The 26,849-nt window shown below is 72.8% G+C and carries 21 protein-coding genes; 3 read left to right on the forward strand and 18 right to left on the reverse strand.

The window, feature by feature from the left end; all coding sequences use genetic code 11:
• The first annotated feature begins 89 nt into the window (after positions 1 to 89).
• Together ACZ55U_RS34915 and ACZ55U_RS34920 are read left to right on the forward strand one after the other, a co-directional pair.
• On the forward strand, positions 90 to 974 hold the full coding sequence (locus ACZ55U_RS34915; protein ID WP_465532860.1) for a phosphotransferase family protein: 885 nt from the start codon (positions 90 to 92) through the stop codon (positions 972 to 974).
• Between the two features lie 31 nt (positions 975 to 1,005).
• Positions 1,006 to 2,169, forward strand: a complete 1,164-nt coding sequence (locus ACZ55U_RS34920; RefSeq protein ID WP_465532862.1) for a damage-control phosphatase ARMT1 family protein — start codon at positions 1,006 to 1,008, stop codon at positions 2,167 to 2,169.
• 93 nt (positions 2,170 to 2,262) lie between these two features.
• On the opposite strand, the gene ACZ55U_RS34925 is transcribed toward ACZ55U_RS34920, so the two are convergent.
• From ACZ55U_RS34925 to ACZ55U_RS34935, 3 genes are all read right to left on the reverse strand, one after another.
• Complete coding sequence (locus ACZ55U_RS34925) at positions 2,263 to 2,595, reverse strand: hypothetical protein (RefSeq protein WP_465532864.1); 333 nt, start codon at positions 2,593 to 2,595, stop codon at positions 2,263 to 2,265.
• Between the two features lie 132 nt (positions 2,596 to 2,727).
• Positions 2,728 to 3,381, reverse strand: coding sequence for a hypothetical protein (locus ACZ55U_RS34930; RefSeq protein ID WP_465532866.1), 654 nt, complete (start codon positions 3,379 to 3,381; stop codon positions 2,728 to 2,730).
• Between the two features lie 106 nt (positions 3,382 to 3,487).
• Positions 3,488 to 3,676 carry a hypothetical protein gene (locus ACZ55U_RS34935; RefSeq protein ID WP_465532868.1) on the reverse strand — a complete coding sequence of 63 codons (189 nt, stop codon included), beginning with the start codon at positions 3,674 to 3,676 and terminating at the stop codon, positions 3,488 to 3,490.
• Between the two features lie 162 nt (positions 3,677 to 3,838).
• Here ACZ55U_RS34935 and ACZ55U_RS34940 point away from each other — a divergent pair, with 162 nt between their 5' ends.
• The gene (locus tag ACZ55U_RS34940; RefSeq protein ID WP_465532870.1) at positions 3,839 to 4,705 is read left to right on the forward strand and encodes an HAD family hydrolase; all 867 of its coding nucleotides are present in this window, start codon (positions 3,839 to 3,841) and stop codon (positions 4,703 to 4,705) included.
• 131 nt (positions 4,706 to 4,836) lie between these two features.
• On the opposite strand, the gene ACZ55U_RS34945 is transcribed toward ACZ55U_RS34940, so the two are convergent.
• The 15 genes from ACZ55U_RS34945 to ACZ55U_RS35015 form a co-directional block, all read right to left on the reverse strand.
• Positions 4,837 to 5,751 (reverse strand): phosphate ABC transporter ATP-binding protein, encoded by a 915-nt coding sequence (locus ACZ55U_RS34945; RefSeq protein ID WP_465532872.1) that lies wholly within the window; start codon positions 5,749 to 5,751, stop codon positions 4,837 to 4,839.
• A gap of 22 nt (positions 5,752 to 5,773) precedes the next feature.
• The gene (locus ACZ55U_RS34950; RefSeq protein WP_465532874.1) at positions 5,774 to 6,685 is read right to left on the reverse strand and encodes a sortase; all 912 of its coding nucleotides are present in this window, start codon (positions 6,683 to 6,685) and stop codon (positions 5,774 to 5,776) included.
• A complete protein-coding gene (locus ACZ55U_RS34955) occupies positions 6,682 to 8,469 on the reverse strand; it encodes a substrate-binding domain-containing protein (protein WP_465532876.1) in 1,788 nt (595 codons plus the stop codon). Before ACZ55U_RS34955 ends, ACZ55U_RS34950 begins: the two co-directional genes overlap by 4 nt.
• Before the next feature lie 98 nt (positions 8,470 to 8,567).
• Entirely contained in the window at positions 8,568 to 9,797 is a 1,230-nt protein-coding gene (gene pstA, locus ACZ55U_RS34960; RefSeq protein WP_465532878.1) for a phosphate ABC transporter permease PstA, read from the reverse strand.
• Positions 9,798 to 9,867: 70 nt separating this feature from the next.
• On the reverse strand, positions 9,868 to 10,899 hold the full coding sequence (gene pstC / locus ACZ55U_RS34965; protein ID WP_465532880.1) for a phosphate ABC transporter permease subunit PstC: 1,032 nt from the start codon (positions 10,897 to 10,899) through the stop codon (positions 9,868 to 9,870).
• Between the two features lie 109 nt (positions 10,900 to 11,008).
• Positions 11,009 to 13,528, reverse strand: coding sequence for a hypothetical protein (locus ACZ55U_RS34970; protein WP_465532882.1), 2,520 nt, complete (start codon positions 13,526 to 13,528; stop codon positions 11,009 to 11,011).
• Positions 13,529 to 13,834: 306 nt separating this feature from the next.
• Positions 13,835 to 14,419 (reverse strand): hypothetical protein, encoded by a 585-nt coding sequence (locus tag ACZ55U_RS34975; protein WP_465532884.1) that lies wholly within the window; start codon positions 14,417 to 14,419, stop codon positions 13,835 to 13,837.
• Between the two features lie 95 nt (positions 14,420 to 14,514).
• A complete protein-coding gene (locus ACZ55U_RS34980; protein ID WP_465532886.1) occupies positions 14,515 to 15,546 on the reverse strand; it encodes a PstS family phosphate ABC transporter substrate-binding protein in 1,032 nt (343 codons plus the stop codon).
• A gap of 85 nt (positions 15,547 to 15,631) precedes the next feature.
• Positions 15,632 to 16,675: a PstS family phosphate ABC transporter substrate-binding protein gene (locus tag ACZ55U_RS34985; RefSeq protein WP_465532888.1), complete on the reverse strand. Its 1,044-nt coding sequence runs from the start codon at positions 16,673 to 16,675 to the stop codon at positions 15,632 to 15,634.
• 490 nt (positions 16,676 to 17,165) lie between these two features.
• Positions 17,166 to 17,570 carry a hypothetical protein gene (locus tag ACZ55U_RS34990; protein WP_465532890.1) on the reverse strand — a complete coding sequence of 135 codons (405 nt, stop codon included), beginning with the start codon at positions 17,568 to 17,570 and terminating at the stop codon, positions 17,166 to 17,168.
• On the reverse strand, positions 17,560 to 17,973 hold the full coding sequence (locus ACZ55U_RS34995) for a YegP family protein (protein WP_465532892.1): 414 nt from the start codon (positions 17,971 to 17,973) through the stop codon (positions 17,560 to 17,562). The genes ACZ55U_RS34990 and ACZ55U_RS34995 overlap by 11 nt, the downstream gene beginning before the upstream one ends.
• Positions 17,974 to 18,142: 169 nt before the next feature.
• Positions 18,143 to 19,816 (reverse strand): GAF domain-containing sensor histidine kinase, encoded by a 1,674-nt coding sequence (locus tag ACZ55U_RS35000; RefSeq protein ID WP_465532904.1) that lies wholly within the window; start codon positions 19,814 to 19,816, stop codon positions 18,143 to 18,145.
• Positions 19,817 to 20,107: 291 nt separating this feature from the next.
• Positions 20,108 to 23,596, reverse strand: a complete 3,489-nt coding sequence (gene cydD, locus ACZ55U_RS35005) for a thiol reductant ABC exporter subunit CydD (protein WP_465532894.1) — start codon at positions 23,594 to 23,596, stop codon at positions 20,108 to 20,110.
• Positions 23,597 to 23,600: 4 nt separating this feature from the next.
• A complete protein-coding gene (cydB, locus tag ACZ55U_RS35010) occupies positions 23,601 to 24,626 on the reverse strand; it encodes a cytochrome d ubiquinol oxidase subunit II (RefSeq protein ID WP_465532896.1) in 1,026 nt (341 codons plus the stop codon).
• A 33-nt stretch (positions 24,627 to 24,659) separates the two neighbouring features.
• Positions 24,660 to 26,204, reverse strand: a complete 1,545-nt coding sequence (locus tag ACZ55U_RS35015) for a cytochrome ubiquinol oxidase subunit I (protein ID WP_465532898.1) — start codon at positions 26,202 to 26,204, stop codon at positions 24,660 to 24,662.
• Positions 26,205 to 26,849 lie beyond the last annotated feature (645 nt).

Genomic DNA, 26,849 nt, shown 5'->3' on the forward strand with positions numbered 1-26,849 from the left:
TCGAACGGCTCGCGACACTGGCCATGCACCCACCGGGACCGAGAGGTCACAACCCTACCGAAGAGGGCTGCAGAAGGGATGGTCCTCTAATGAGCAACACCGAGGACTCCCACGCCCTACTGCTCAAGGCGTGCGCGACGGTCGGTCTGTCCGCAGCGGGAGCCGAACCGATCCGGATCGGGGAGAACGCGCTGTGGCGATTGCCGCTGGGGATCGTGGCTCGCATCAGCCGCCCAGGGCAGTCGGCTGCCGCCGGACGCGAACTGGCGGTCGCACGCTGGCTGCGCGACTGCGGGGTGCCTGCAGTTCGCCCTCTCGAACATCTGCGGGAGCCAGTGGATGTCGACAACAACCCCGTGACCTTCTGGCACGAGCTACCCCAGCACCGGCCAGGAACCGCTGCCGACATCGCGCCGCTCCTGCAGCGGGTCCACAAGCTTTCCGTTCCTGACTTCCCGTTGGGCCAGCTTGACCCGTTTGTTCGGCTGGCCGTCAGGATCGACGGGGCCGCCACCCTCGACAACACCCAGCGGCATTGGTTGCGCGACCGCTTGGCAGAGCTCCAGGCGGCGTGGCTGAGCCTCCCGCCGGGCCTACCTGCGAGCGTCATTCACGGTGATGCGTGGGGCGGCAACGTGGCGGTCACACCGACCACCACCTACCTGCTCGACTTCGAACGAACCTCCCTGGGGCCTCCCGAGTGGGACCTCACCGCTACCGCCGTCGGCTTCGGCACCTTCGGAACCGTTTCGGACAGCGAGTACACCGCCTTCTGCGAGGCGTACGGTGCCGACGTGATGACCTGGGCCGGCTACCCGGTGCTGCGGAGTATCCGTGAGCTCCGGGTCACCTGCTTCGCTCTCCAGCACGCGGCGGCCGATCCGGCTCGACACCGGGCGGAAGCTCACTACCGTCTCTCCTGCCTGCAAGGGCAGAACGGTCCACGCCCGTGGGGCTGGAAAGCTGTCAGCTGAGATGCCGATCAGAGAGACGAGCCCGACCTTGATGACTGCACCTGTGATCCGCAGCGGTGTCCCCGGATCCTTCGCTTGGGGTGTCTTCCACGACCGTCACCCCAAGCTCATTCAGCAGGTCCTCGACGCGCTGCCGTACGGACCGGGCGAGCGGGCCGCGGTCGAGGACCTCCTCGCCGAGAGCATCAGCGGTGTGCTGCAACCGCTGAGCACCCGTGCCCACGATCACCAGCAGTGGCTGGAGTGGGGTGAGGGTCTGTTCGGACAGCCGTGGGGCGAGGCGCCGTTCCTGTGGGCCGAGAGCTACTTCTACCGCAGGCTGCTCGAAGCCACCGGCTACTTCCGGCCCGGGACTTGGCAGGGCATCGACCCATTCGCACCGTTCAAGACCGCCGAACTGGCCGGCCCGGCCGTCGACGACGAACTGGCGGCCCTCGGCGACCTGCCCTCGGCCTTCACCGACAAGCGGGCCGCCGCGCTTCTCTCCTCGGCGCTCTGGGGCAACCGAGCCGACCTGAGCTTCCAGATCACGGCGGAGGCCGGAGGAGCGATCGCGTCCGACCTGGTGGCCGACGACAGCGAGTCGCTCTGGGCCGAGCTGGAGCGGGCCGAAGGTGGGCGCGTCTGCATCATCGCGGACAACGCCGGCCGGGAACTCCTGCCGGACCTGGTGCTGGTCGACCACCTCCTGGCTTCCGGCCTGGCGGCACAGGTCGTCGTGTACGTGAAGCCGCAGCCGTACTACGTGTCGGACGCGACGACGGCCGACGTCCTCGCCACCGTCGAGCGCCTGCGCACCGCCACCACGGCGGCTGCCGCGACGATCGGCGAACGGCTGTGGCGAGCGATGAACAGCGGCGCGCTCGTGATCTGCACGCACCCGTTCTTCTGCGCACCACTGTCGTTCCACGACATGCCCGCCGACCTCCGGTCCGAGTTCACCGGCGCAACGATGACGATCCTCAAGGGCGACCTCAACTACCGTCGACTGGTGGGCGATCAGCTGTGGCCGCCCACCACTGCGTTCACCGAGGTGGCCAGCCACTTCCCCTCAGCCGTCACGGCGCTGCGGACGCTGAAATCGGACGTGATCGTCGGCGTCGACGTCGCCACCGTCGCCCGGCTCGACAGCGCCGGGACGCCGTGGCGCACCAACGGCCGTCACGCCGTCATCCAGGTCAACCTCCGCCGGTAGCCGAAGCGCCGTCCGTGTGCCCCGCTGTCCTCGCTCGTCCGGGCGGGACGCGGCAAGCGTCAGAGGTGAACAGCGGCGGGAGCGGCGTGGACCTCAGTCCAGGTTCCAGGTCGTTCCGGCGAGGAGCCCGTCGAAGGCGAGTGCTCTCATGGCGGTGTCGAAGTCGTCCCACTCGTCCCACTCTTGTTCTGGGGCGCTGAAGTGCTGGTCGAAGTAGGCATGGGTGAGGTCCGGCTCGTGCCATTCGGTGGCGCAGCGGCAGCGGACGAAGACCTGGTGGCGGACGTTGAGGAGGAGCCAGTCGCGGTGGGCGCGGCAGGTGGGGCAGATGATGGGGATGCCGCGGGCGTCGAGTTCACCGGGGTGGGGGACGGCGCGGATGACGCTGCGGTGGGGCTCGTGGAAGGTGGGTTCGTAGTCGGTCAAGTGGTGCCCTCTTCCGTGTCGGGTGACGGTTGCAAGCACACAAGACGCACGGCGGCCGGGATGGTTCCCGGCCGCCGCAGACGACATCAAACCGACATCTCAGCAGGTCGGCTGGCCCGCGAGCGGGGTGGGTTAGCTCTGCTGTTGCGCCTCCTCGGGCTGGGCTTCGAGCGCGATGAGGTGGCCGGTGAGGGAGCGTGCGTCCGGGGCGAGACCGTCGAGGACGGCGGTGGCGTAGGCGCTGTCGGGGCAGCGGGCAAGGTTGCGCAGAACGGTCCAGCCGTCGGCGATGGCGGTCAGGTGCTGCTGGTCACGGCTGATGGCGGCATTTCGCTGGGCAAGGTAGTCCTCGGCGCGCTGGTGGGCCTGGTGCCAGTCGATGTCGCCGTGGCTGGCGAGCTCTGCGAGGGCCGGTCCAGGGTCGCGGTCTGCGCGGCGGATCGCGTCGATCTCCTCGACCCGTGCGCGCAGTCGCTGCTCTTCGAGTCGCTGGTTGAGGGCGGCGGTGGCGGCCTCGCGGGTCAGGTGGCCCTCGGTGACCTGGGTGGCGAGGTCGGGGGCGTGCCGGAGCAGGTGGTCGTGCTGGGCCTGGATGGCGTCGGCCTCGGTCTTGCGCTGGCGCATGAGGTCGTTGGCGGCGTCGAGGCCGAGCGTGCCGAGGCGGACCTGTTCGGCGAGGTCGGGGGCGTTCTTGACAACAGTGTTGGCCAGCGAGAGCCGGGTGCGGCTGATGTCGTGGAGCTTGGCGTGGGTGCGCAGGGAGTGTCCCGAGAGTGAACGCGCCATCGCGTGGATCATGGCGCGCTGGCCCTCGCTGACGACCTCGCCGTGTTCGAGAGGATCGCCACCGAGGGCCTCGCCCAGCTCGGCTGACGGCTGCCGCCGGGGCGCGCTACGGGTGCGGGCGGGTGCGTTGGGCGGGGAGGGACGGCGCGCAGGTGCGGCGGGCGAGTTCGGCGAGGGTGTGGAAGAGGACGTCGCCGAGGAGGACCGGGTCGCGCGAGGCGTCGGGGGCCTGCGCGGCGCGGGGGTCGGGGTGGGCGGTCGGGGACGGCTGGTCACGGAGCTGGCGTGTGGGCATGGCTCTTCCTGCCGACGGGGTGGCCGTGCCCGTTCCATGCCCGCCGGGGCCGGGCGGGCACCCCGGAGCCGGGCGGATCGGCCGGAAACGGCGCATGAAGGGCTTGATCACGGCGCGGGCGGACGCCGACCGCACGCCGCCGCCGGTGACCAGCCGGCGCCGATGGGCGAAGATGGACCGGTGACCGAACCCCGTACCGCGCCCCGCCTCATCGCCACCGACCTGGACGGCACCCTGCTCTGCTCCGGCGGCACCGTCTCCGACCGCACCGCCGCGGCGCTGGCGGCGGCCGAGGCGGCCGGGGTGCAGGTGGTGTTCGTGACCGGGCGCCCGCCGCGCTGGATGCAGCAGGTGAGCCCGCACATCGGCGGCCACGGGGTGGCGATCTGCTCGAACGGCGGCGCGGTGGTGGACGTGCGGCGCGGCGAACTGCTGGAGACCTTCCCGCTGCCGGTGAAGACCACCCTGGCGGTGGTCGAGGCGCTGCGGGCCAAGCTGCCCGGCACCGCCTTCGCCTTCGAGTACCCGGACGGCTGGGCCCGCGAGGCCGGGTACGCGGTGCCGATGTGGGGCGGCGACGAACTGGAGCACCACGTCGGCCCGGCGGAGCGGCTGCTGGGTGCCGAGGGCCCGGTCCGAGGCCTGTTCAAGCTGCTGGCCAAGCACCCGGACCTCGACCCGGACACGTTCCTCGCCGAGGCCCGGCAGGCCGCCGGGCACCTGGCCGAGATCACCCGCTCGGCGGCGATCCCGCTGCTGGAGATCAGCGCGCCCGGCGTCACCAAGGCCAGCACGCTGGCCCGCTGGTGCGCCGGGCACGGGATCGACCGGAGCGAGGTGGTGGCCTTCGGCGACATGCCGAACGACCTGGAGATGCTGGCCTGGGCCGGCACCGCGTACGCCGTGGCCAACGCGCACCCACAGGTGCTGGCGGCGGTGCCGCGGCACACGGTGAGCAACGAGCAGGACGGTGTCGCGGCGGTGCTGGAGGGGCTGCTCGGCCTCCAGGGCGCGCCCGAGCGGGCCTGATTCTTGAAGCCCGGGCCCCGAAGAGCCGTCCGGGGCGCGCCCGAGCGGGCCTGGGGCCCCCGGGCGCGCCCCCGACGGTGCCGTGGCCGGAGCGGCGTCCGGCCGGAGCGGCGTCCGGCCGAGGCGACCGCCTAGCCGAAGCGCCCGTTGACGTAGTCCGAGGTCCGCTGGTCGCGCGGGCTGCCGAAGATCTGCTCGGTCGGCCCGGCCTCGACGATCCGCCCCGGGGTGTCGTGGGTGGCCAGGAAGAACGCGCAGGTCTGCGAGACGCGCTGGGCCTGCTGCATGTTGTGGGTGACGATCACGATGGTCAGCCGCCCGCGCAGTTCGTCGATGGTCTCCTCGACCCGCCGGGTGGAGGTCGGGTCGAGCGCCGAGCACGGCTCGTCCATCAGCAGGATGTCCGGCGAGACCGCCAACGACCGTGCGATGCACAGGCGTTGCTGCTGCCCGCCGGAGAGCGCCCCGCCCGGGGTGTGCAGCCGGGTGGACACCTCGTCCCAGAGCCCGGCCCGGCGCAGGCTGGTCTCCACCAGGTGCTGGCGCTCCTCCTTGGACACCTTGATCCCGGCCAGCTTGAGCCCGCTGGAGACGTTGTCCTGGATGGACATCGCCGGGAACGGGTTGGGCCGCTGGAACACCATCCCGATCCGGCGCCGCACCTCGGCGGGGCGGCGCCCGGGCCGGTAGACGTCGTCCCCGTCCAGCAGCACCTCGCCGGCCAGGGCGGCGCCGCGCACCATCTCGTGCATCCGGTTGAGGATCCGCAGGTAGGTGGACTTGCCACAGCCGGACGGGCCGATCAGCGCGGTGACCTCGCCGGCCGGCATCGCCAGCGAGACCCGCTCCAGCACCTTGCGGCTGCCGAACCAGGCGGAGACGTCCCGGGTCTCCAGCCCGGCCAGCGGCCCGCCGTCGGGGTGCCCGCCGTCGGGGTGCCCGCCGTCGGCGTACCGGTCGTCGGCGTACGGGGCGACCGGGGGGAGGGTGATGGTGTCGGCGACCGGGTCGGTCGCCGGGGTGTCGGTCAGTGGTGCGTCGGTCATCGGAACGGCCTCCGGGCGCGCGTCAGTAGAGGTTGGGCAGCAGGGCGGCGGCGTTCTCGTAGACCGCCCAGAGCAGCGCGCCGGCCACCGGCGCGAGGCTGAGGTACGCGGCCGAGCGCCGCCAGTACCGGGCCAGCACCAGGGCGCCGGCCACCGTGCCGAGCAGGCCGAGCGACCACAGCTGGAGCGTGGCCAGCGCGCCCTTGTCCGCGGCCAGCGCCTTGTCGTACGGGACGGTCCGGGGCCGGCCCCCGGGGTTCTGCTCCGGGTCGCCGTCCAGCCGGGCGCCGACCAGCACGGTGGAGCCGGGGATCCAGTCGGAGTCGCCGGTGACCAGCACCAGCCGGTTGGGGGCCGGGTCGGTGATCGGGTGGTCGCCGCCGCCGTACACGTTGACGGTGTAGGTGAACTTGCCCTGGCCGGTGGTGGCTTCGATCTTGTCGCCGACCCGCAGCTTGGACAGCGAGGCGAACGGCGCCCCGAAGGTGGCGCCGCGGCCGAAGACCACCGCGACCCCGCGCTGGCCGGGCAGCGCGGTGTCCCGGCGGTGGCCGGGGCCGCGCATCAGGTCCCGGCCGGTGGTGCCCTCGACCACCACGGCCTGGCGCAGGCCGATCGCCGGGATGTCCAGCAGGGCCACCGGCTCGCCGTCGGCGGCGGCGCCGGTCGGGGCGACCGCCCGGGCCAACTGGTCGCGGAAGGTCTTGTACGCGGTCGACTGGTAGTGCCGCTGCTGGACGTGCGAGAGCGTGAACAGGAACCCGACGAAGCCGAGCACCAGCGCCGCCGCGAGGCTGACCGCCCAGGCGCCCTGGAGGAAGCGCCGCCGCGAGGCGGAGACGTCCGGACGGGCCGGTCCGGCGGGCGCTGCGGGGCCGGGCGGCCGCACCGGCGCGGGCCGGGCGGCCGGCTTCTCCAGCACCGGGGCGGTCACGAGGCGCCGTCCGAGCTCTTGCGGCGGCGCAGCAGCCGGCGGCCGAGCAGCGGCGGGACGAGCACCACGGCGAGCAGTTCCACCGCGGTGAGGGAGGACAGCATCCAGTCCTCGGGCCTGCCGCTGACCTCGACCACGTTGGCCGCCACCTCGGTGGCGCCGCCGCGGCCGCGGGCGACCACCTGGCCGGTCTGCGGGTCGACCACTTCCTCGGTGCCGTCGCCGGCGCCGGCCGCGTTCGGGTCGCCACCGGTGCCCGCGGCCCCGGCGGAGTTCGGGTCACCGCCGGTGCCCGCGGCGTTCGGGTCGCCGGCGGCGCCACCGGCACCGCCCGTACCGCCGCTGCCGCCCGCGCCGTTGCCGTTCTTGCCGCCGCCGCTGCCCGCGGCTCCGCCGTCGCCGCCCGAGCCGGCCTTGACGGCCTGGCCGCCCTGCACGGTGCACGGCACCGGCGCGTCCTTCTTGTCGCACGGGCTGGGCATCGGGGCGTTCTTGAGGACGGTGAGCTCACCGGCCGAGTTGAAGGTCGGGTTGGCGCAGTTGGAGAGGGTGTCCGGGTTCACCGGGCTGGCGTTGCCGGGGATGCTCTTGGTCTGGAGCAGACCGCCCTTGACCAGGCCGCGCGGGATCGGCGAGTAGCCGAGGCCGTCCGCCTCGCCCTGGCCCTCGCACAGCACGTAGGACAGGAAGCGGCTGAGCGCGGAGCCCTTGTCGTTGTTGAACCGCGGCGGCACCGGCTGGGAGGCCCCGGCGCGCGGCACGATCACGTAGCTGTAGCTGGAGATCGGGTACGAGCGCGGGTCGTCCATGGTGTAGACGCCGTCGAGGTTCTGCTGGAGGTAGTTCGGGTCGGTCGACGGGGTGTTGTCGTCGACGCCGCGGATCTTCGCCGCGGTGAGCGCCACCGCGACGTTGGAGGCGGTCGGCAGGGAGTAGTAGCCCGCCGAGTTGAGCACCTTCACGACCGGCCAGTTGCTCCGCTTGGCGAAGGCGTACTCGTCGTAGCCGATGGTGCCCAGGTTGTTCGGGTCCTTGATGTAGCCGGCGACGGTGTCCGAACTGCTCTGCGCGGTCATCCGGCCGGAGGCCGGGAAGAACTCGGTGTAGTCACCGCAGGTGGTGCCGTTGACGCCCTTGCAGTACGCCTCCCACTGGCCCTGGTGGGTGTGCTGCATCCAGCGGGTGAACTGGGCGGTGGCGCCGGAGCCGTCCGAGCGGACCACCGGGGTGATCGGCAGGTTCGGCAGGGCCTTGCCGTAGTCGGCGGTGATCTTCGGGTCGTTCCAGTTGGTGATCTTGTTGGTGAAGATGTCCACCAGCGTCTGGGGGGACAGCCGCAGGTCGCGGACCTGCTTGCCGCCGATCACCAGGTTGTACATGAAGGTCGTCCCGCCGGCCGTGATCGGCACGTACGAGAAGCCGTAGACCGGGTTCTCCTTGGTGCCCTGGCCGCCGCTGCGGCGGTCGCCGCTGAGGCCGGTGTCGTCCTGGGTGCGGAACGGCACGTCCGAGGCGGTGAAGTCGTCCTGCCCGAGGCTCCAGGCGTTGCGGCCGGCCGCCGAGCCTATCGGGTTGAAGTTGATCTGGATGCCCTGCGGGCCGACGTCCTGGCGCCACTGGTCGATGGCCGGACCGGCCCAGCTGGAGCCGTCCGCGTTGAGCGCGACCGAGGCCGCGTACGCCGGGACGGTCTGCCCCAGCAACAGGGAGGCCGCAGCGAGCAACAGGGCCAGCAGCCCCGCCGCCAGTCGGGCCACGGAGCGCCTTGCGGCCTCCCAGGACATGTGAACTCCTCTGGTTCCGAGGGTGGTTGATCGGTGGACCGGTGGTCCGGGGGTGGTTGACGGGTGTGCCGGTGTTCCGGGGGTGGTGGTGCGGAACATCACTGCTTCTTCGGCTGGACGGCGAACGGGCGGGCGACGGCGGCCGCGGCGGCGCGCTCCGTCCGGCGGGCGTCCCGGTCGAGGCGCCGCTTCTGGGCGCGGGTCAGCTGACCGGGCTGCCGGCCGCCGAGCACGCGGGCGGTGACGAAGAGGATCAGCACCACGGCCATCAGCGTCATGCCGGCGGCGAAGCCGCGCGCGATCATCCCGTCGTAGGGCTGCTTGACGTAGTTCCAGATGTACAGCGGCAGCGACACCTGGTGCTCGGCGAACGGGTTGCCGTTGAACTGCGAGGTGAAGCCGGAGGTAAGCAGCACCGGAGAGGTCTCGCCGATGCCCCGCGCCATGCCGAGCACCACGCCGGTCATCAGGCCGGGCCGGGCGGTGGGCAGCACGACGTTCCACACCGTGCGCCACTGGCTGCCGCCGAGCGCGTACGAGGCCTCCCGCAGGGTGCCGGGCACCAGCCGGATGACCACCTCGGAGGCCCGGGTGACGATCGGCATCATCATCACGGTGAGCGCGAGCGAGGCCGCGAAGCCGCTCTTCTCGAAGCCGAAGGTGATGATCACGACGCCGAGCACGAAGAGCCCGGCGACGATGGACGGCAGCGCCGTCATCGCCTCCACCAGGGTCCGTACCGGCCGGGCCATCCGGCCGCCGACCTCGGACATGAAGACGGCGGCGGCGATGCCCAGCGGAACGGCGAACAGCGTTGCCAGGCCCAGCTGTTCGAGCGAGCCGACGATCGCGCCGAGCGCGCCGCCGGAGTCGATCGGGGAGAGCGGGCCGGTCTGCTCCATCGACTCGGTGAAGAAGTTCAGGTGGCGGGCCGCCTCCACGCCCTTGGCCGTCACGAAGCCGATCTGGTCGACGATCAGCGCGACGACCGCGATGCCGGCGCTCCACGCCACCACGGACACCAGGCGCTCGCGCACCATCAGGGTGCCCCACTGGAGCCGGCCCAGCGCGAAGTAGGCCGCCAGGAACAGCGCGTACCAGCAGAGCACGAAGCCGGACGCGCCGCTGAACGGCAGCACCCGCTCGTAGAGCATCCAGTTCAGCGCGAGCGAGCCGGCCAGGGCACCGGCCACGGTGAGGACGTCCTCGGAGGTGACGCCGCCGAGGCGGACCTTCCTCTCGGGGCGGGGTTCGGCGGGCGCGGCCGGTTCCGGGCCGCCGGCGGCGGGCCCGGACGCCGCGACCGGCGGCAGGTCGAGCGTGGTCATCGGGTGGTCCCTTCACGGTGGTTCGGACGGCGGTCGGCCCGGTGGCAGCCGGTCTGACGGTGCGTCATGCTCAGTCCGCCGTCGAGGCGCCGGAGCGGGACCGGTTGATCACGAAGCCGGCCGCCACGTTGACCACCAGGGTGAGCCCGAACAGCACCAGGCCGGCCGCCATCAGCGCGGAGAGCGAGAGCTTGTCCGACTCGCCGAACCGCAGCGCGATCAGCGCCGAGATCGAGTTGGCGCCGTTCTCCAGGATGTGGGTGATGGTCTTGAAGCTCGGGGAGATGATCAGCGCGACGGCGATGGTCTCGCCCATCGCCCGGCCGAAGCCCAGCATGACCGCGCCGATCACGCCGCCCTTGCCGAACGGCAGGACGACGGTGCGCACCATCCCCCAGCGGGTCGAGCCCAGCGCGTACGCGCCCTCCCGCTCGCCCTGCGGGGCCTGGGAGAACACCTGGCGGCTGAGCGAGGTGATGATCGGGATGATCATCAGGGAGACCACCACGCCGGCGATGAAGGTCGAGGAGGTGTAGGAGGTCCCGATGTCGCCGGTGCGCACCTTGAGGAAGGGGAGGTACTCCCCCAGGTGGTTGGCCAGCCAGCGGACGAAGCCGACGAACCGCGGCTGGAGGAAGTACAGGCCCCACAGGCCGTAGACGATGCTGGGGATCGCCGCCATCAGGTCGATCAGCGAGACCAGCGGGCCGCGCAGCCGCGGCGGCGCGTACTCGGAGATGAAGACCGCGGTGCACAGCGCCACCGGGACGGCGATGACCAGCGCGATGACGGCGATCAGCAGGCCGTTCGGCAGGACGGCGGCGATGCCGAAGTTGTGCGCGGCGGTCTGCCACTTCTGCTCGGTCAGGAAGGACCAGCCGGCCGTCCGGAAGGCGTCCGTGCCGCGCAGGATCAGGAAGAAGGCGATCAATCCCATGATCGCGAACACCGAGAGTCCGGCCACCCGCAGCACGCCGCGGAACACCCGGTCGGCCGGGGTGGCGGGGGCGGTGATGACGCGGGGAACGTCGGTGTCGGGTCCGCGGTCGGGTAGGCCCGGCGCCCCGGCGGGCGATGCCGCGGGCTCGGCGGCGGCTGTCATGGCTGCATCTCCGTGCTCGGGTACGGAGGCCGGGGCTGAGCCCAGGCCCTGAGGGTGGCCCGGCGGGGCCGGAACGGCGGCCCCGCCGGGTCGTGCGACGGCGTGCGCGTCAGAACCGGCGGCGCACCCGCGACCAGCCGGCGCGCAGGCCGTTCAGCGCCCGCTCCCCGGCCGGCGTACCGCCGAGGACCAGCGCCGCCGGGCCGCCGACCAGCAGCACCAGGCCGCCGATCAGCGCCACCGGGAGCAGCAGCCGGGCCGCGCCCGAGCGGTCCGCCGCGGGCGTGCCGACCGCGACCGGCGCGGCGGCCAGCGGGCCCCCGCTCGCGGACGGTGTGGCCCCGGGCTTCGCACCGGGCGCGGAGGCCGCGGCGGCGGTGCCGGCGCCGGTGGTGCCGGTGTCGCCGCTCAGACCGCCGGAGGTGCCGCCGGTGAGGCCGGTGCCGCTCGTGCCGTCACCGAGACCGCCGCCGGTGGTGCCGCCGCCGTCGGCCGAGCCCGAGCCGTCGGGCGTGGTGCCCCCGGTGCCGCTCGTACCCTCGCCGCCCTCGGCCGGCGGGGCCGGCGGGGCGACCTGGTTGCCGGGCAGCTTGCCGTCCTGCGTCTCCACGTGCTTGGCCGCATCCTGCGCCTGCTGGCGCTGCGCGCCGGTCAGCGCGAGGTAGCCCGCCGCCAGCCTGCCCGGCTCGAAGCCGTACACCTGGCCGCTGGTCGTCACGGTCTTCAGGAACTGCGAGATCGCTCCCGCCTTGGCCTGGGACACGCCCTGGGTGGGCACCATCGCGTACTGCACGGTGGTCAGCGGGTAGGCCCGCTGGTCCCGCGAGAAGGCCGAGTCGGCCACGCCGTACGGCAGTTGCTGCACACCGGTGGCCGCGTCGGTCGGCATGTCCGCCACCGCCGCCTGGAAGCCGCTGCCGTCGGGCGAGACGAACTGACCCGCCGGGTTGAGCAGTTGGGCCTCGGGCAGGGAGAAGGCCTTCGCCTGGCCGGAGTCCATGATGGTGAACAGCGTCCGCTCACCCTTCTGCATGGCGGGGCAGCCGGAGTGGGTGCCGTCACCGGAGACCGTCGCGTTGGTGCAGTTGGGCGTGTTCTGGAGGAGCTTGCGCGCCATGTCGCCCAGGCCCATGGTGTTCGGGTTCCACTCGTACTGCTTCCAGCGGTCGTACGGGTCCTTGGTGGCGCCGACGATGCCCGAGGAGTCCTGCCGGATGAAGGACTCGACCGGGTACCCGGAGAAGGCGGGCCGCAGGTAGTAGGTGTTCACGTGGGTGCCCCACGGGTCCGGCTCGCCGTCCAGGAAGCGCACCGCGTCCGGGTCCGAGGCGATCCACGAGGTCAGCTGGTACACCAGGTCCGTGGTACCGCCGACCACCGTCGGGCTGGAGTTGCCGGTGTTGCAGAACCGCGGCCAGGCCAGGCCGGAGGAGGCGGGCAGCGGGTTCAGCTTGAGGAACTCCTGGTCCGCGAACACGCAGTTGGGGTTGCCCCGCACCGAGGCGATGTCCGCGCCGTCCGGGTCGTAGGACTGGGTGAGCATCTTGGCCAGCAGCCGGGCGTTGAGCTTCATGTCGCGGATCTGCCGGCCGGACGCCGGGTCGTCCACCACGAAGGCCACCGAGATGCCCGTCGTCGCCAGCGGGGCGTAGACGTACGGCCGCGGCGGCGCCTGGCGGTCCGGCCGGGCGGTCAGCGCGACGTCCTTCCGGCCGCCCAGGAAGTCCTCCCGGGCCTGCGGCTCCCCGCCCGCCGAGCTGTACTGGAGCGAGAGGGGCGCGTCGCCGTGGCACAGGCCGGCCCGCCACTGCTGCATGGCCCGGTTCGCCATCTCCAGGCCGGCCACCGTCATGTCGGCGGCCCGGTCCGGGCAGGAGGACGGGGTGGCCGCGAACTCCAGCGGGATGGCGATGTGGTTGTCCCACGCGCACTGCTCGCTGGTCGCCATGTTGTTCCAGACGTTGAGCATCCCGTTGACGCTGTCACTCGCCGTGGGACCGCCGAAGTCGTTGTACAGGTCGGAGTCGTGGTTGGTGCAGTCGACGTCGCCCGTCGGGTTCCAGCTCGCGATGCTGTCCCCGCCGTAGTTCGGCACGACCACGACCGAGCACTTGTGGCTGTCGTCGCACCCCAGCGTCGGGCTCTGCGCCGACGTCCAGACCTCGATGTCGGCGGCGCCCGAGCCGTCCGTGCCGGTCGGGGCGACGACCATGTTGCTCACGGAGAAGTCGGGTGTGGTCAGACCGGCGGCCGGCTTCTTCTGGTTGAAGCCCTTGGCCGGGTCCGCGTTGTACAGCGTGCTCCCGTAGCAGTCCGTGATCTTGGGGTCCTCGCCCCGGCACTGGTAGATCCGGACGGGGTAGAGGGCGTTGCGGTCGAGCACCGGGGTCACCGACACCGGCGTGCCGAACGGGTCCACGGTCGGGGTGAACCCGCTCCAGGACACGTGGATCACCTGGTTGGTCAGGTTCTTCGTCTGGGAGACGGTGATGCTGCCCTCGGGCCCCTTCGACTGGGTCGCCGGGAGCCAGACGTGCGGCCCCTTCACCGTCTTGGCCGACCCCGACTCCGCAGCGGCCGGCGCCACCGCGCCCAGGCCGATCGGCACCACGCCGAGCGCGACCACCACCGACCACACCAGTGCGACCGCCGGAAGGCGACGTCTCCACCCCCCCGGTTCTCTCCGGGCGGGCAATCGGACTCTCATGACGGGCACCTCCGTGCGGATCCGCGCCGCCGGGTGCGCGGCGCGAGGGGGATCGGGCTGCGGGCGCGACCGGCGATTCCGGTACGCATCCATTCGGCCCGTCGCACATGGCCGGATCCGGTCGCCCACGTGTACGAGAGCACAACGCAGCGACTCCGGAGGGCACTTGTCCGGTGCACACGGGGAGGCCCGCACCTGGCGGCGCGGGCCTCGCGGGGGCGGACGGCGTCAGCCGTTGACCGTCAGGGAGAAGGAGCCCACCGACTGGCCGTCGGTGAAGAACTTGGTGTTCAGCGTGGTGTCCAGGTACTGCGCGCCCGCGGCGTCCACCGTGAAGTCGGACGCGTTCAGGGTCTGGGTGGTTCCGTTCTTCGAGGTCTTCAACACCCCTGCCGGCGCGAGCAGTTCGACCGGAGCGGAGCCGCCCTCCGGCACGCCGGTCAGCCGCCAGCTGTCGGCGCTGAACGCCAGCTGCTTGAAGCGCACGCTCTTGCCGGTGAAGTAGTCGACGAACAGCAGGCTGCCGCCCAGCTGCACCTCGCCGTAGTAGCCGACCAGGTTGACCGAGCCGCCGGTCACCGGGAAGTCGACCTTGAGTCCCTCGGCGGAGCTGTAGGAGACACCCGCGTCCGGCAGCGGCAGGACCACCACGCCGTTCTTCGCCGCGGACGAGACGAAGGCGGTGCTCACGGTCGCCACGGCGGTGCCGGTGGGAGCCGGCACGGTGTCGGCGACGGCCACGCCACTCAGGGCGGTCACGGCGAGGGTGGCCGCGATGCTGCCGGCCAGCAGCCGGGCGGAGGTACGGGACATGCTGAACTCCTTGGGAGAGGAACCGGGTTGGTGCTGGTGGAACACCGGTCGAAGGACCGGCGGCTCTGGGGTCGGGCCAGGGCGTCGGACACGCCCTAGGAAAGCCCGCAGGCCGAGGTGACCAGGAAGCCGTAGCTCTTGATGTCGGCCCGGGCGGTCGCGTTGGTGCAGATCCAGCCGGTGGAGCCGAAGACGGCGCGCAGCGCGTTGCCGTGCGCGTCGTTGGCCGTCCACTCGGTCTCCCGGACCGCGTTGTAGACCATGCGGCCGAACGACGAGGCGGCGAAGACGGTGTTGATCTGGTTGTTGGCCACCGGGGCGACCGCTCCGTTGCCGATGACGACGCCGCGCAGGGTCAGGGTGCCCGGGTTGTCGAGCGCCGTTCCGTGGCCGCCGGCCGTCTGGCCCAGGTAGTCGGCCACCGAGTAGGGGAACAGCGCGTTCGCGTCGTTCAGCCGGGCATCGGTGCCCTCGTTCTCCTCCGGGCCGTCCTGCACGCAGCCGCCCACGCTCGGGTCGCCGATCGCGGTCAGGAAGAACGACCGGGTGCCTGAGGTGGCCTGCGGCAGGAACGGCTTGATGGCGGCGGCCGGCCTGGTCGGGTCGATCTGGTTCCAGGTGCGGTAGTTGGGATCGCACTGGTAGATCGCCTTGAGCTGCGCCGCGCTGAGCGCCGCCGGGGCGTTGCCGTTCGCCTGGGCGGACCAGGTCACCGCGTCCTTGGCGAGCACGACGGACCTGTAGCCGGGAGGCGGGGTCTGGCTCGGCGGGAGCCGGTCGGAGCGGGCGAAGTCCACCGTCGCACTGGTGGTGGCCAGGAGCGCCTGCACTCCGCCGCCGGCGCCGCTCGGCCGGGTGATCGGCGTGGCACCCGCCTTGGTCGTGATCGGCGAGGGTCCGGTGGAGTCCCAGCCGTACAGCCGGGGGGCGTTCGGGTCGGTCAGCGAGGCGTTGTAGTCGGCCGCGAGCCGGCCCATCAGGCCCTGGGTGGTCTGCGCGCCCACGCCCACGATGTCCCGGGCCGCCGGAAGGGTCCCCGGGTCCGCCGCGGCCTGCCCGCCCCAGAGCGGGAGCACCGACGCGAGCACGGCGACCACGGCGCCCAGCTTGACCCCACGTGTCGTCATCTTCCTGTCCTCTCCGCACGTACCGGGGCGATGGGCCGGCGGCCACGGGCACGAAGCCCGTGGCCGCCGGGTGGTGCGGAGTGGGTCAGCTCTGGACGAAGGAGCCGCAGGCCGGGGTGACCAGGAAGCCGTAGCTCTTGAGGTCGGCCTTGGCGGTCGCGTTGGTGCAGATCCAGCCGGTGGGGCCGAAGATGGCGCGCAGCGCGTTGCCGTGCGCGTCGGTGGCGGTCCACTCGGTGTCCCGGACGGCGTTGTAGACCACGCGGCCGAAGACGGAGTTGGCGAAGGTGCTGTTGATGACGCCGTTCGCCACCGGGGCGACCGGGGTGCTGCCGAGGACGACGCTGCCCAGGGTCAGGGTGCCGGGGGCGTCGGTGGCGGTGCCGTGGCCGCCGACCGTCTGGCCCAGGTACTTGGCGACGGAGTAGGGGAAGATGACGTTCGGGTTCTGCAGACGGCTGTCGGTGCCCTCGTTCTCCTCCGGGCCGTCCTGCACGCAGGTGCCCAGGGTCGGGTTGCCGATCGCGGTCAGGAAGAACGACCGGGTGCCGGAGTTGGCCTGCGGCAGCCACGGCTGGATGTTGGTGGCGGGCTTGGTGGGGTCGATCTGGTTCCAGGTGCGGGCGGCCGGGTCGCACTGGTAGATCGCCTTGAGCTGCGCGGGGGTCAGCGAGGCCGGGGCGTTGCCGTTGGCCTGGGCGGACCAGGTCACCGCGTCCTTGGCGAGGGCGACGAAGTCCAGGCCGTGGGCGTCGGTGGCCGCCGGGCCGCGCGAGGAGCGGGCGAAGTCGACAGTGGCGGAGGTGTTGACCGACAGGGCCTTGACGCCGGCGCCGGAGCCGTTCGGGCGGTCGATCGGGGTGGCACCGGTCTTGGTGGTGATCGGCGAGGTGCCGGTCGCGTCCCAGCTGTACAGACGGGGGGCGTTCGGGTCGGTCAGCGAGGCGTTGTAGTCGACCGACAGCTGGTTCAGGACCGTCTGGGTCGTGTCGGAGCCGACACCCACGATGTCGATGGCGCGCGGGGTGACACCGGCGGCCGGGTCGGCGACGGCGGTGCCGCTGACGACGGTGGCGACGGAGGTCGCCAGCGCGGCGACGGTGAGCAGCTTGGCAGCGGTCTTACGCATGTTCCTCTTCCTCCGGGGGAGAGACGTACATCGCGTGAAACCCTTACTCCGGTCGGGAGTTCGGGGCCGGTGGCCGCGTCCGCTGCGGCCTCCCCGGCAGTGCCGATCCTGTCCGGCGGAGAGGTTCCGCCGGAAGAGAGGTCGACTCCGGCCGGGGAATGTCGACTCATCGGTTCGGCGAGGTTTAGCCACTGGTCAGCGCGCACGTGACAGGGGCACGGCCGGGCCTCCGAACCCGGTCGACGTTCTTCTCCAGGAGGCTGCTCGGGGTGTTGCCGGAAACCTGGCCTTCACCGGAACTGCACGGACGGCGCGGCGGCGCACCAGGAGCGCACGGAGGCACCCGGAGAACGGACGGAGCGCCGGCGGAGGCGGACGTTCCGGAAGCACGGGTTCCGGCTCTCGCCCGCCGTGGGAAAGCCGACATGGCGGCCCGTCACCCGGCGGACAGCCGTGTTCTCGAACGCTTCGGCCGAGCGCCCTCGGCGGCTCACAGCGGCCAGCGGCCGTCCCGTCCGCTCCGCCGCAGCTCCTGGCCGACCCAGCGCAGTCCGGCCAGGAACCCGTCGATCCCGGCCTGGCACTGGTCCCGCCGCAGGTACCCCCGCGCGCTGCGGGCGACCGGCACGGCCTCGGCCGCCCCCGGCCGGGTGCTGCGCACCGGCAGGTAGGCGGCCCAGACCCACTGACGCCCCTCGGCCTGCCCGACCGAACAGCGCAGCGCGGCCCGCTCGATCAGCAACTCGCGCACCGAGTCGGCCAGTTCGTCCTCGCTCCGGTAGGTCCGCACACCGACCCCGAGCGGCCGCCCGTTGGCGGCCCGCAGCGCCCAGCCGAGGCCGCGGTCGGCGGTCGGCACGATCAGCAGCCGCGGACCGCGCCGCTCAGCGGCCATCGAGGCGTCTCAACGGCACGGCGGGCTCCGGCAGTTCGCGCGGCGGCTGCTTGGCCAGCAGCACCACGAACCGGCGGAAGGCGTTCTGGCAGGTCGCGTACCGCTCGTACGCGCGGCTGGACCGCACTTCGGGCAGGGTGCGCGAGCCCGGGACCACCCAGATCCAGCCGATGCCGTCCCGTACGTGGGTGATCCGGGCGGTGAGCTCGGCCGCCCCGAGGCGCAGGCCGTCGAAGCCCCGCTCGGCCTCGCCGGCCGTCTCGAACGCGGCCGCGGTGATCGCGACGACCCGTCCGTTGGGCGCCTTCAGTTGCCAGCGGTAGCGCCCGTCCGCCGCCCGTTCGGCGCGGAACCCCCCTCGACTTGCCCCTGCTGCGGTGTGACCGCGGCCGGCAGCGTTCACTGCCCCCTCCGTCCGGTTGCCCTCCGGATTCCCCTCCGAGCGGAGCAAAGCTATGTGTGCACACGGAGGCCCCGAAAGCCCAGGACGTTCACAACTTGCGCTGTTGGTCGGGAAGTTCTCTCTCGTTTAACTTTCACTGGTTCGGGGCCGAAGCCCCCGTCACCGGGTGTCAGAGCCGGGCCGTCCAGCGCACCATCGTCCCCTTCCGGTACGGCCCGCTCTCGTGCCAGGCGTCACCGCCGAGTGCCTCGGCGCGCCGGGTGAGGTTGAGCAGGCCGCTGCGCCGGCCGCCCTCCGGGATGCCCACCCCGTCGTCGGTCACGGTCAGCAGCACCCCCGGCCGTCCACCGCTGTCCAGCGCCTCCGGGTCACCGCCGATCGGCCGGCCGTTCTCGTCCAGGTGGCTGGTCGCGTCGATCTCCACGCCGACCCGGGAGGCACGGGCGTGCCGGGCCGTGTTGGACAGCATCTCCCGCAGCGCCGCGAGCAGTTGACGGCCGGTCTTCTCGCCGACCAGGCTCTCCACCGGTCCGACAAAGCTCACCGAGGGCTTGAAGCCGAGCGCGGCCGCGGCCTGGCTGGCCTCCCGCAGCACCCGGGTGCGCAGGGTGTCCGGCGCGTCGCCGTGGTTGTCGTGCTGGAGGGCGTAGATGGTGGTGCGGACCTCCTGGATGGTGGCGTCCAGCTCGTCCACCGCCTTGCCGATGCCCGTCCTCACCTCGGGGACGATCGCCCGCCGGGCGGCGCTCTCCAGCATCATCCCGGTGGCGAACAGCCGCTGGATCACCAGGTCGTGCAGGTCGCGGGCGATCCGGTCGCGGTCCTGGAAGACGGCCAGCCGCTGCTGGTCGCGCTGGCCCTCGGCGAGCCGCAGGGCGAGCGCCGCCTGCGAGGCGAAGGTCTCGGCGAGCTGCTTCTCGCTCTCGGTGAACGGCACCGCGCCGCAGGGGCGCCAGACGCAGAGCCCGCCGAGCACCCGTCCGGCGGCGACCATCGGCACGGCCATGGAGGGGCCGAAGCGGCGGGCGAGCCGGATCACCGTGGCCGGATCGCTGGACATGTCGTCCAGGTAGACGCTCTCCCCCGCGAGCAGCTGGGCCGCGAAGCTCTCCCTGGGCAGCAGCTCGCCGCGGAGGAACTCGGCCAGCTCGCCGGAGGCGTGCGCGACCCTCATCTGTCCGTCGCCCTCGCCGCCGCCCTCCGGGCCGGTCGGCAGCAGGATCATGCCGAGCGCGGCGTCCGCGAGCTCCCGCACCTGTTCGGCCGCGACGGTCAACGCGGTCTCGGCCTGCTCGGCGGAGAGCAGCGCGGTGGTGACGGCGGCGGCGCCGGCGATCCAGCGCTCCCGGCGGCGGCCCTCCTCGTACAGCCGGGAGTTCTCGATGGCCACGCCGGCCGCCGCGGCGAGCGCGTGCACCACCTGCTCGTCCTCGGGGGTGAAGGCGCCGCCGCCCTTCTTCTCGGTGAGGTAGAGGTTGCCGAACACCTCGGCCCGGACCCGGATCGGCACGCCCAGGAAGGTCCTCATGCACGGGTGGTGCGCAGGGAATCCGGAGGAGCGCGGATCGGCGCGCAGGTCGGAGAGCCGCAGCGGTTCGGGGCGGTCGATGAGCGCGCCGAGGACGCCGCGGCCGGCCGGCAGCTCGCCGATCTCGGCGGCGGTCTCGTCGTCGACCCCGACGTGGATGAAGTCCGCCAGCCCGGTGCCGCCGGGGGCGATCACGCCGAGCGCCGCGTACCGGGCGTCGACCAGCTCGGCCGCGCCCGTCGCGATCCGGTGCAGGGTGGCGTGCAGGTCCAGCCCGGCCCCGATCGAGACCACCGCCTCCAGCAGCCGCTGCATCCGGTCGGTGACGGCGGCGGCCGACTGGAGGCGCTCGGCGACCTCGGTGACCAGCGTGTCCAGCCCGAGCGAGGCGATCTCGGGCACCCGGTGGGGTGTCGGCTCGGCAGTGGTCTCGGAGAGGTCCGGCGTGGGGTCCATGGAGAAAGCCTAGTTTGTACGCTTTTCATCCGAAGGGCGGCGCGTCCGGCGGGGCCGCTGCGGGCAAGGGAGGCCGCTGCGGGCAGGGGGCGGGCACCGGCCGCGGTAGGGGCGACCACCGGCCGCGGGACCCGCGCCCGGCGGGCGCGGCTACCGGCCCGCCGGCTCCAGCAGCCCGTCGGCCTCCCGCTCCCGCCGCCACATCGCGCGCAGCCGCCCGTCCGGGTCGGCGAGCAGCTCCGACCAGCGGCCCCGCTCGGCCACCCGGCCGCCGTCCAGCACCAGCACCTCGTCCACCGTGTCGTCGTCCAGCCCGGCCAGCCGATGGGTGATCAACACGGTGGTGCGGCCCTCGGTGGCGGTCAGCAGGTCGGCGGTCAGCGCGTCCGCGGTGGGCAGGTCGAGGTGCTCGGCGGGCTCGTCCAGGACGAGCACCGGGAAGTCCGCCAGCAGTGCCCGGGCCAGGGCCAGCCGCTGGCGCTGGCCGCCGGAGAGCCGGGCTCCGTGCTCGCCGACCATGGTGTCCAGGCCGTCCGGCAGGCCGTCGGTCCACTCCAGCAGCCGGGCGCAGGCCAGCGCGGCGCGCAGCTCGTCCTCCCCGGCGTCCGGTCGGGCCAGCCGCAGGTTCTCCCGCAGCGAGCTGTCGAAGACGTGGGCGTCCTGGGCGCAGAGCCCGATCACCCGGCGGACGTCCTCGCCGGCGAGCGCGCCGCTGTCCACGGCCTGCGGGCGGCCGTCGGCGAACCGCACCGTCCCGGCGCTCGGCTCCAGGAAGCGCAGCAGCGCCTGGGCGAGGGTGGTCTTGCCGGAGCCGGACGGGCCGACCACGGCGATCCGGCGGCCGGCGGCGAGGTCGAGGTCCACCCCGGCGAGCGCGTCCACCGGCTGCCCGGGGTGGCGTACGGTCAGCCCGCGCACCGCGATGGGCAGCGGCCGCTCGGGCAGCGCGACCGGTTCGGCCGGCTCCCCGACCGGGGGTTCGGCGTCGAGCACCTCGTCCAGCCGGGCCCGCGCGGCGCGGCTGCGCTGGCGGGCCTGGACGGCGAGCGGCATCCCGGTGACGGCCTCGAAGGCGGCCAGCGGGGTCAGCACCACCACGGCCAGGCAGACCGGAGCGAGCAGACCGTCGCGCACCCCCTGGACGCCGACGGCGGCCGCGGCGGTCACCGTCAGCCCGGTGAGCAGCGCGATCAGCCCGGTGCCGAGCGCCGTGGTGGCGGCCGAGCGGGCGGCCAGCCCGGTCAGCGCGGCGTCGGCGGTGCGGACGGCGGCCAGCCGGCCGGGCAGCGCGCCGGCCACGGTGAGCTCGGCGGTGCCGGTGAGGGCGTCCACCACGGTGGTGGCCAGCCGGCCGCGCGCCGGGGCCTGGCGCCGCTCGGCACCGGCCGACCAGCGGGCGGCCAGCGCGGGCACCAGCACGCCCGCGAGCAGCAGCCCGAGGCCGAGCACCAGCCCGGCGGCGGGCAGGAAGGCGGCCACCGCCACCGTCGAGCCCAGCGCGACCAGGCCCGCCACCGCGGCCGGCAGCCGCCAGCGCAGGTAGTGGTCCTGGATCGCGTCCACGTCGGCGACCAGCCGGGAGAGCAGGTCGCCGCGCCGGAAGGCGGGCAGTCCGGCGGGGGCGAGCGCGCTCAGCCGGCGGTAGACGGCGGCGCGCAGGGTGCCGAGGGCGCGCAGCACCGCGTCGTGCGAGACCAGCCGTTCGGCGTAGCGGAAGACGCTGCGGCCGATACCGAAGGCCCGCACCGAGGTGACGGCCATCATCAGGTAGAGCACCGGCGGCATCTGGGAGGCCCGGGAGATCAGGTAGCCGGAGGTGGCCATCAGCGCGACGGCGCAGCCGAGGGCGAGGGCGCCGAGCAGGATCGAGAGCGCCAGCCGGGGGGTGGTGGCGCCGTCGCCCCCGGGCTCCTCGGGGACGGCGGGGGCGGGCGTCGGGCGGCCGCTGTGGGCGGGGGCCGCGACCGGTGCCGCGGCGACCGGTACCGCGGCCCCCGCCAGCCGTACCCGCTGGTCCGCGACGGCCAGCAGCGCCGGCCGGTGCGCGACCACCAGGACGGTGCGCGCCGGGTCCTCGGCGAGCGTCCGGACGGCGTCCACCACGGCCGCCTCCGAGGCGCCGTCGAGGTTGGCGGTCGGCTCGTCCAGCAGCACCAGCGGCCGGTCGTCGGCGAGCAGCACCCGGGCGAGGGCGAGGCGCTGGCGCTGCCCGGCGGAGAGCCCGGTGCCGTCCTCCCCGAGGACGGCCGCCAGGTCGGTCACGAAGTCGAGCGCGTGCGCGGACCGCAGGGCCGCCCACAGCTGCTCGTCGGTGGCCTCCGGCCGGTAGAGCCGCAGGTTCTCGGCGACCGTCCCGGCGAACAGGTGGGGGTGCTGCGGCACCCAGGCGATCTGCCGCCGCCAGCTCGCCGGGTCCAGCTCGGCCAGGTCGTGGGTGCGGCCGTCGGCGGCGGTGATCCGGACGGTGCCGGAGTCGGCGGCGGTGAGGCCGAGCAGCACGGCCAGCAGGGTGGACTTTCCGGCGCCGCTCGGGCCGGTCAGCGCCGTGCTGGACCCGGGGCGCAGGGTCAGCCCGGCGCCGTCCAGCGCGGGCTCGGTCCGCCCGGGGTGGCGGACCACCAGGCCGTCGGCCGTGATCACGGCGCCCGCGAGGTCCGGCGCCGGCACGGTGCCGGCGGCGGGCAGCGGGGTCTCCAGGACCCGGAACAGCTCGTCGGCGGCGGTCAGCCCCTCGACGCTGGAGTGGTAGAGCGCGCCGACCTGGCGGATCGGGAAGTACACCTCGGGGGCGAGCACCAGGATCAGCAGCCCGGTCTCCAGGTCGAGGGTGCCGTCCACCAGCCGGAAGCCGACGGTGACGGCGACCAGCGCGACGGACAGGGTGGAGAGCAGTTCCAGGGTGAAGGAGGAGACGAAGGCGATCCGCAGGGTGCGCAGGGTGGCCCGGCGGTAGTCGGCGGTGATCCGGGCGATGGTGGCGGCCTGGGTGCGGGCCCGGTTGAACACCTTGAGGGTGGGCAGCCCGGCGACCACGTCGAGGAAGTGGTGCGAGAGCCGGGCGAGGGTGTCCCACTGCCGGTCCATCCGGGACTGGGTGGCCATCCCGATCAGCACCATGAACAGCGGGATCAGCGGCAGCGTCCCGGCGATGACCGCGGCCGAGGTGAGGTCGGCGCCCACGATCCGCAGCAGCACGATCACGGGGACGACCACGGCCAGCGCCAGCTGCGGCAGGTAGCGGGCGAAGTAGTCGTCCAGCGCGTCGATGCCCCGGGTGGCGAGGGTGGTGAGCTCGCCGGTGCGCCGGCCCGCCAGGTAGGACGGGCCGAGCGCGGTGGCGTGGTCGAGCAGCCGGCGCCGCAGGGTGGACTTCACCCGGGCGACGGACCGGTGGGCGGTGAGTTCGGTGAGCCAGCCGACCAGCCCGCGGCCGACCGCCGTCAGGGCGAGCAGCAGCAGCGGCGTGGTCAGCTCGCCGAGCGTCGCCCCGCGCTGGAAGGCGCGGACGACGATCTCGGCGATCAGACTCGCCTGGGCGACCACCAGGGCCGCGCCGACCGCGCCGAGCAGCACGGACCCGGCGAGGAAGACCCTGGTGGTGCGGGCGTACCCGAGGAGTCGGGGGTCGACCGGCTTCACGGCGTCAGGCCCGGTCGAGCGGGGCGGCCGGGTCGTGCCCGGGGATGTGCTGGACACCGATCCGCTTGCGGAACACCCAGTACGTCCAGCCCTGGTAGAGCAGCACCAGCGGGGTGAAGACCGCTGCCACGACGGTCATCACCTTGAGGGTGTACGGCGAGGACGCGGCGTTGCCGACGGTCAGGCTCCACTCCGGGTTCAGCGTGGAAGGCATGACGTTCGGGAAGAGAGCCAGGAAGAGCATCGCGACCGCGGCCACGATGGTCGCCCCGGAGAGCGAGAACGCCCAGCCCTCCCGGCCGAGCTGGTTGGCCACCAGGGCGCCGGCCAGGGCGATCACCGCGACGATCAGCGCCGCCAGGCTGCGGCCGTTGCCGTGGGCCGCCTGGGTCCAGACCAGGAAGACCAGCGCCAGCCCGGCGGTCGCCAGCCCGGACAGCAGCGCGGCCCTGCGGGCCCGCTCCCGGATCTCGCCGACCGTCTTGAGTGCGGCGAACACCGAGCCGTGGAAGGTGAACAGGGCGAGCGTCACCAGGCCGCCGAGCAGGGCGTACGGGTTCAGCAGGTCCCAGAGGGTGCCGGTGTAGTTCTTCTGAGCGTCGATGTCCACGCCGCGCACGATGTTGGCGAAGGCCACGCCCCAGAGGAAGGCCGGCAGGAGCGAGGTCCAGAAGAGGGCCTCCTCCCAGTTCCGCTGCCAGCGGGCACCGTCGCGCTTGTGCCGGTACTCGAAGGCCACGCCGCGCACGATCAGGCAGACCAGGATGACCAGCAGCGGGATGTAGAAGCCGCTGAAGAGCGTCGCGTACCAGTCCGGGAAGGCGGCGAAGGTGGCGCCGCCGGCGGTCAGCAGCCAGACCTCGTTGCCGTCCCAGACCGGGCCGATGGTGTTGATCAGCACCCGCCGCTCGGCGGTGTTGCGGGCCAGCGGCTTGGTCAGCACGCCGATCCCGAAGTCGAAGCCCTCCAGGAAGAAGTAGCCGATCCACAGGACCGCGATCAGCACGAACCAGACGTCGTGGAGTTGCATGTCAGATCCTCAGTTCCGCAGTGTCCCGGGGCCTCAGTACGCGAAGGCGAGCGGCTTGTCGGCGTCCTCGTCCGAGGAGGGGCCGCGCAGCGACGGGTCCTTGGCCGGCGGCTGCTCGGTCACCTCCGGGCCGGCCTTGGCGTACTTGACCAGCAGCCGCACCTCGATGACCGCGAGGATCGCGTACAGCGCGGTGAACGTGGCCAGGGCGCCGACCTGGGTGCCGATGCCGACGTTGGGGGAGACGGCGCTGGCCGTGGTCATCAGGCCGAAGACGGCCCAGGGCTGGCGGCCCATCTCGGTGAAGATCCAGCCGAAGCTGTTGGCGATCAGCGGGAAACCCATGGTCAGGATGCCGATCCGCCAGCTCCACTTGGTCAGGAGCGGGCCGAGCTCGCGCTTGGGGGTGAGCATCAGCCGGGGCACCTCGGTCTCGCCGGTGCGGAACCCGGGGTGCAGGAAGAGCTTCTTCCGGGTGGTCCAGAGGCCGATCAGGCCGGCCAGGAAGGAGGTCATCCCGAAGCCGATCATGAGGCGGAAGCCCCAGTAGGTGACGAAGATGCTCGGGATGTAGTCCTTGGGATCGCCACCGTGCTGGGCGGCCTCGGCGGCGGCGGTGTCGTTGATGCCTGGGACGGACGAGCTGAAGTCGTTGTGGGCGAGGAAGGAGAGCACCCCGGGGATCTCCAGGGCCACCGAGTTGTGGCCCTTGCTGACGTCGCCGACCGCGAAGACCGAGAACGGCGCCGGCGACTGGGTGTCCCACAGCGCCTCGGCGGCGGCCATCTTCATCGGCTGCTGCTCGAACATGACCTTGCCCAGGGTGTCGCCGCTGAGCGCGGTGCCCGCGCCGAAGATCACCGCGAGCACCAGGCCGAGCCGCAGCGAGGTGCGCATCGCGGCGGTCCGCTTCGGGTCCGCGGTCTCGGGCTTGCGCTTGGCCTTCCAGAGGTGGAAGGAGGCGATGCCGACGACGAAGGCCGCGCCGGTGAGGAAGGCGGCGGTCAGGGTGTGGAAGACGACCACCAGGGTGGTGTTCTGGAACAGCACCCGGACCACGTCGGTCAGCTGCGCCTTGCCGGTGACCGGGTCGACCGCGTAGCCGACCGGGTGCTGCATCCAGGAGTTGGCGGCCAGGATGAAGTAGCTGGAGAGCACGGTGCCCAGCGCCACCATCCACATGCACGCGGCGTGGATCTTCCTCGGCAGCTTGTCCCAGCCGAAGATCCACAGGCCGATGAAGGTGGACTCGAAGAAGAAGGCGATCAGCGCCTCCATCGCGAGCGGGGCGCCGAAGACGTCACCGACGAAGCGGGAGTAGTCGGACCAGTTCATGCCGAACTGGAATTCCTGGACGATGCCGGTGACCACGCCCATCGCGATGTTGATGAGGAAGAGCTTTCCCCAGAACTTGGTCGCGTGGAAGTACTTCTCCTTGTTCGTCCGCACCCAGGCGGTCTCCAGACCGGCCACGATCGCGGCCAGGCTGATCGTGAGCGGGACGAAGAGGAAGTGGTAGACGGTGGTGATGCCGAATTGCCATCGCGCGATGGTCTCGTGAGCGATTGCCAGTTCCACGTCGCCCTCTCTCCAACCTGCCCGCGTGATGACGGGCGTCTTCCGGACAAACTTCTTCCATGGCCGGGGACCGTTGCCCGAGCGCGCGCGCTTGTCCGCTTGTGAACGTGAACACGTTCACAAGGAGCAGTATCCCCCATCCTTACGGCGGAATCGCAGGTGGGGTGGGCTGACGGCGCTGTGCGATGCGTCACGGTCCGCGGTGCGGTCCGCACAGTCTGCGGACGCTCCGGGGGCCGGGGCAACGAACGACCGGGCGGATGGCCGGACGTTGTTGGCCGAACCGGCGCTTGACAGGTTCGCGAGCCGGTCGCCCCGGCGCGATCCGCGTGCTAGGCGGCCGGGCGCGGAACCGGGGGCGGGCGGCGAACCAGCGCCGGGGATGAACGGCGAGCCAGGCGCGGCCGGGGAGCTGGGTGCCCGAGGCGGTGTCGGCGCGGGCGGCGAAGAACTCGGTGGAGCCCCGGAGGAACTCCTCCCTGCTGACCGTGCCGTCCCCGTCGGTGTCCATCGCCGCGCGCGGCGGGCCGGGGAACGCCGGAAGCGGGGGGGGGGGGGGGGGGGGGGGGGGGGGGGGGGGGGGGGGGGGGGGGGTGTGGGGGGGGGGGGGGGGGGGGTTCTTGAATCGGAGGGTGTTGCCGTCCG

The organism is Kitasatospora sp. NPDC034533, assembly GCF_055575155.1.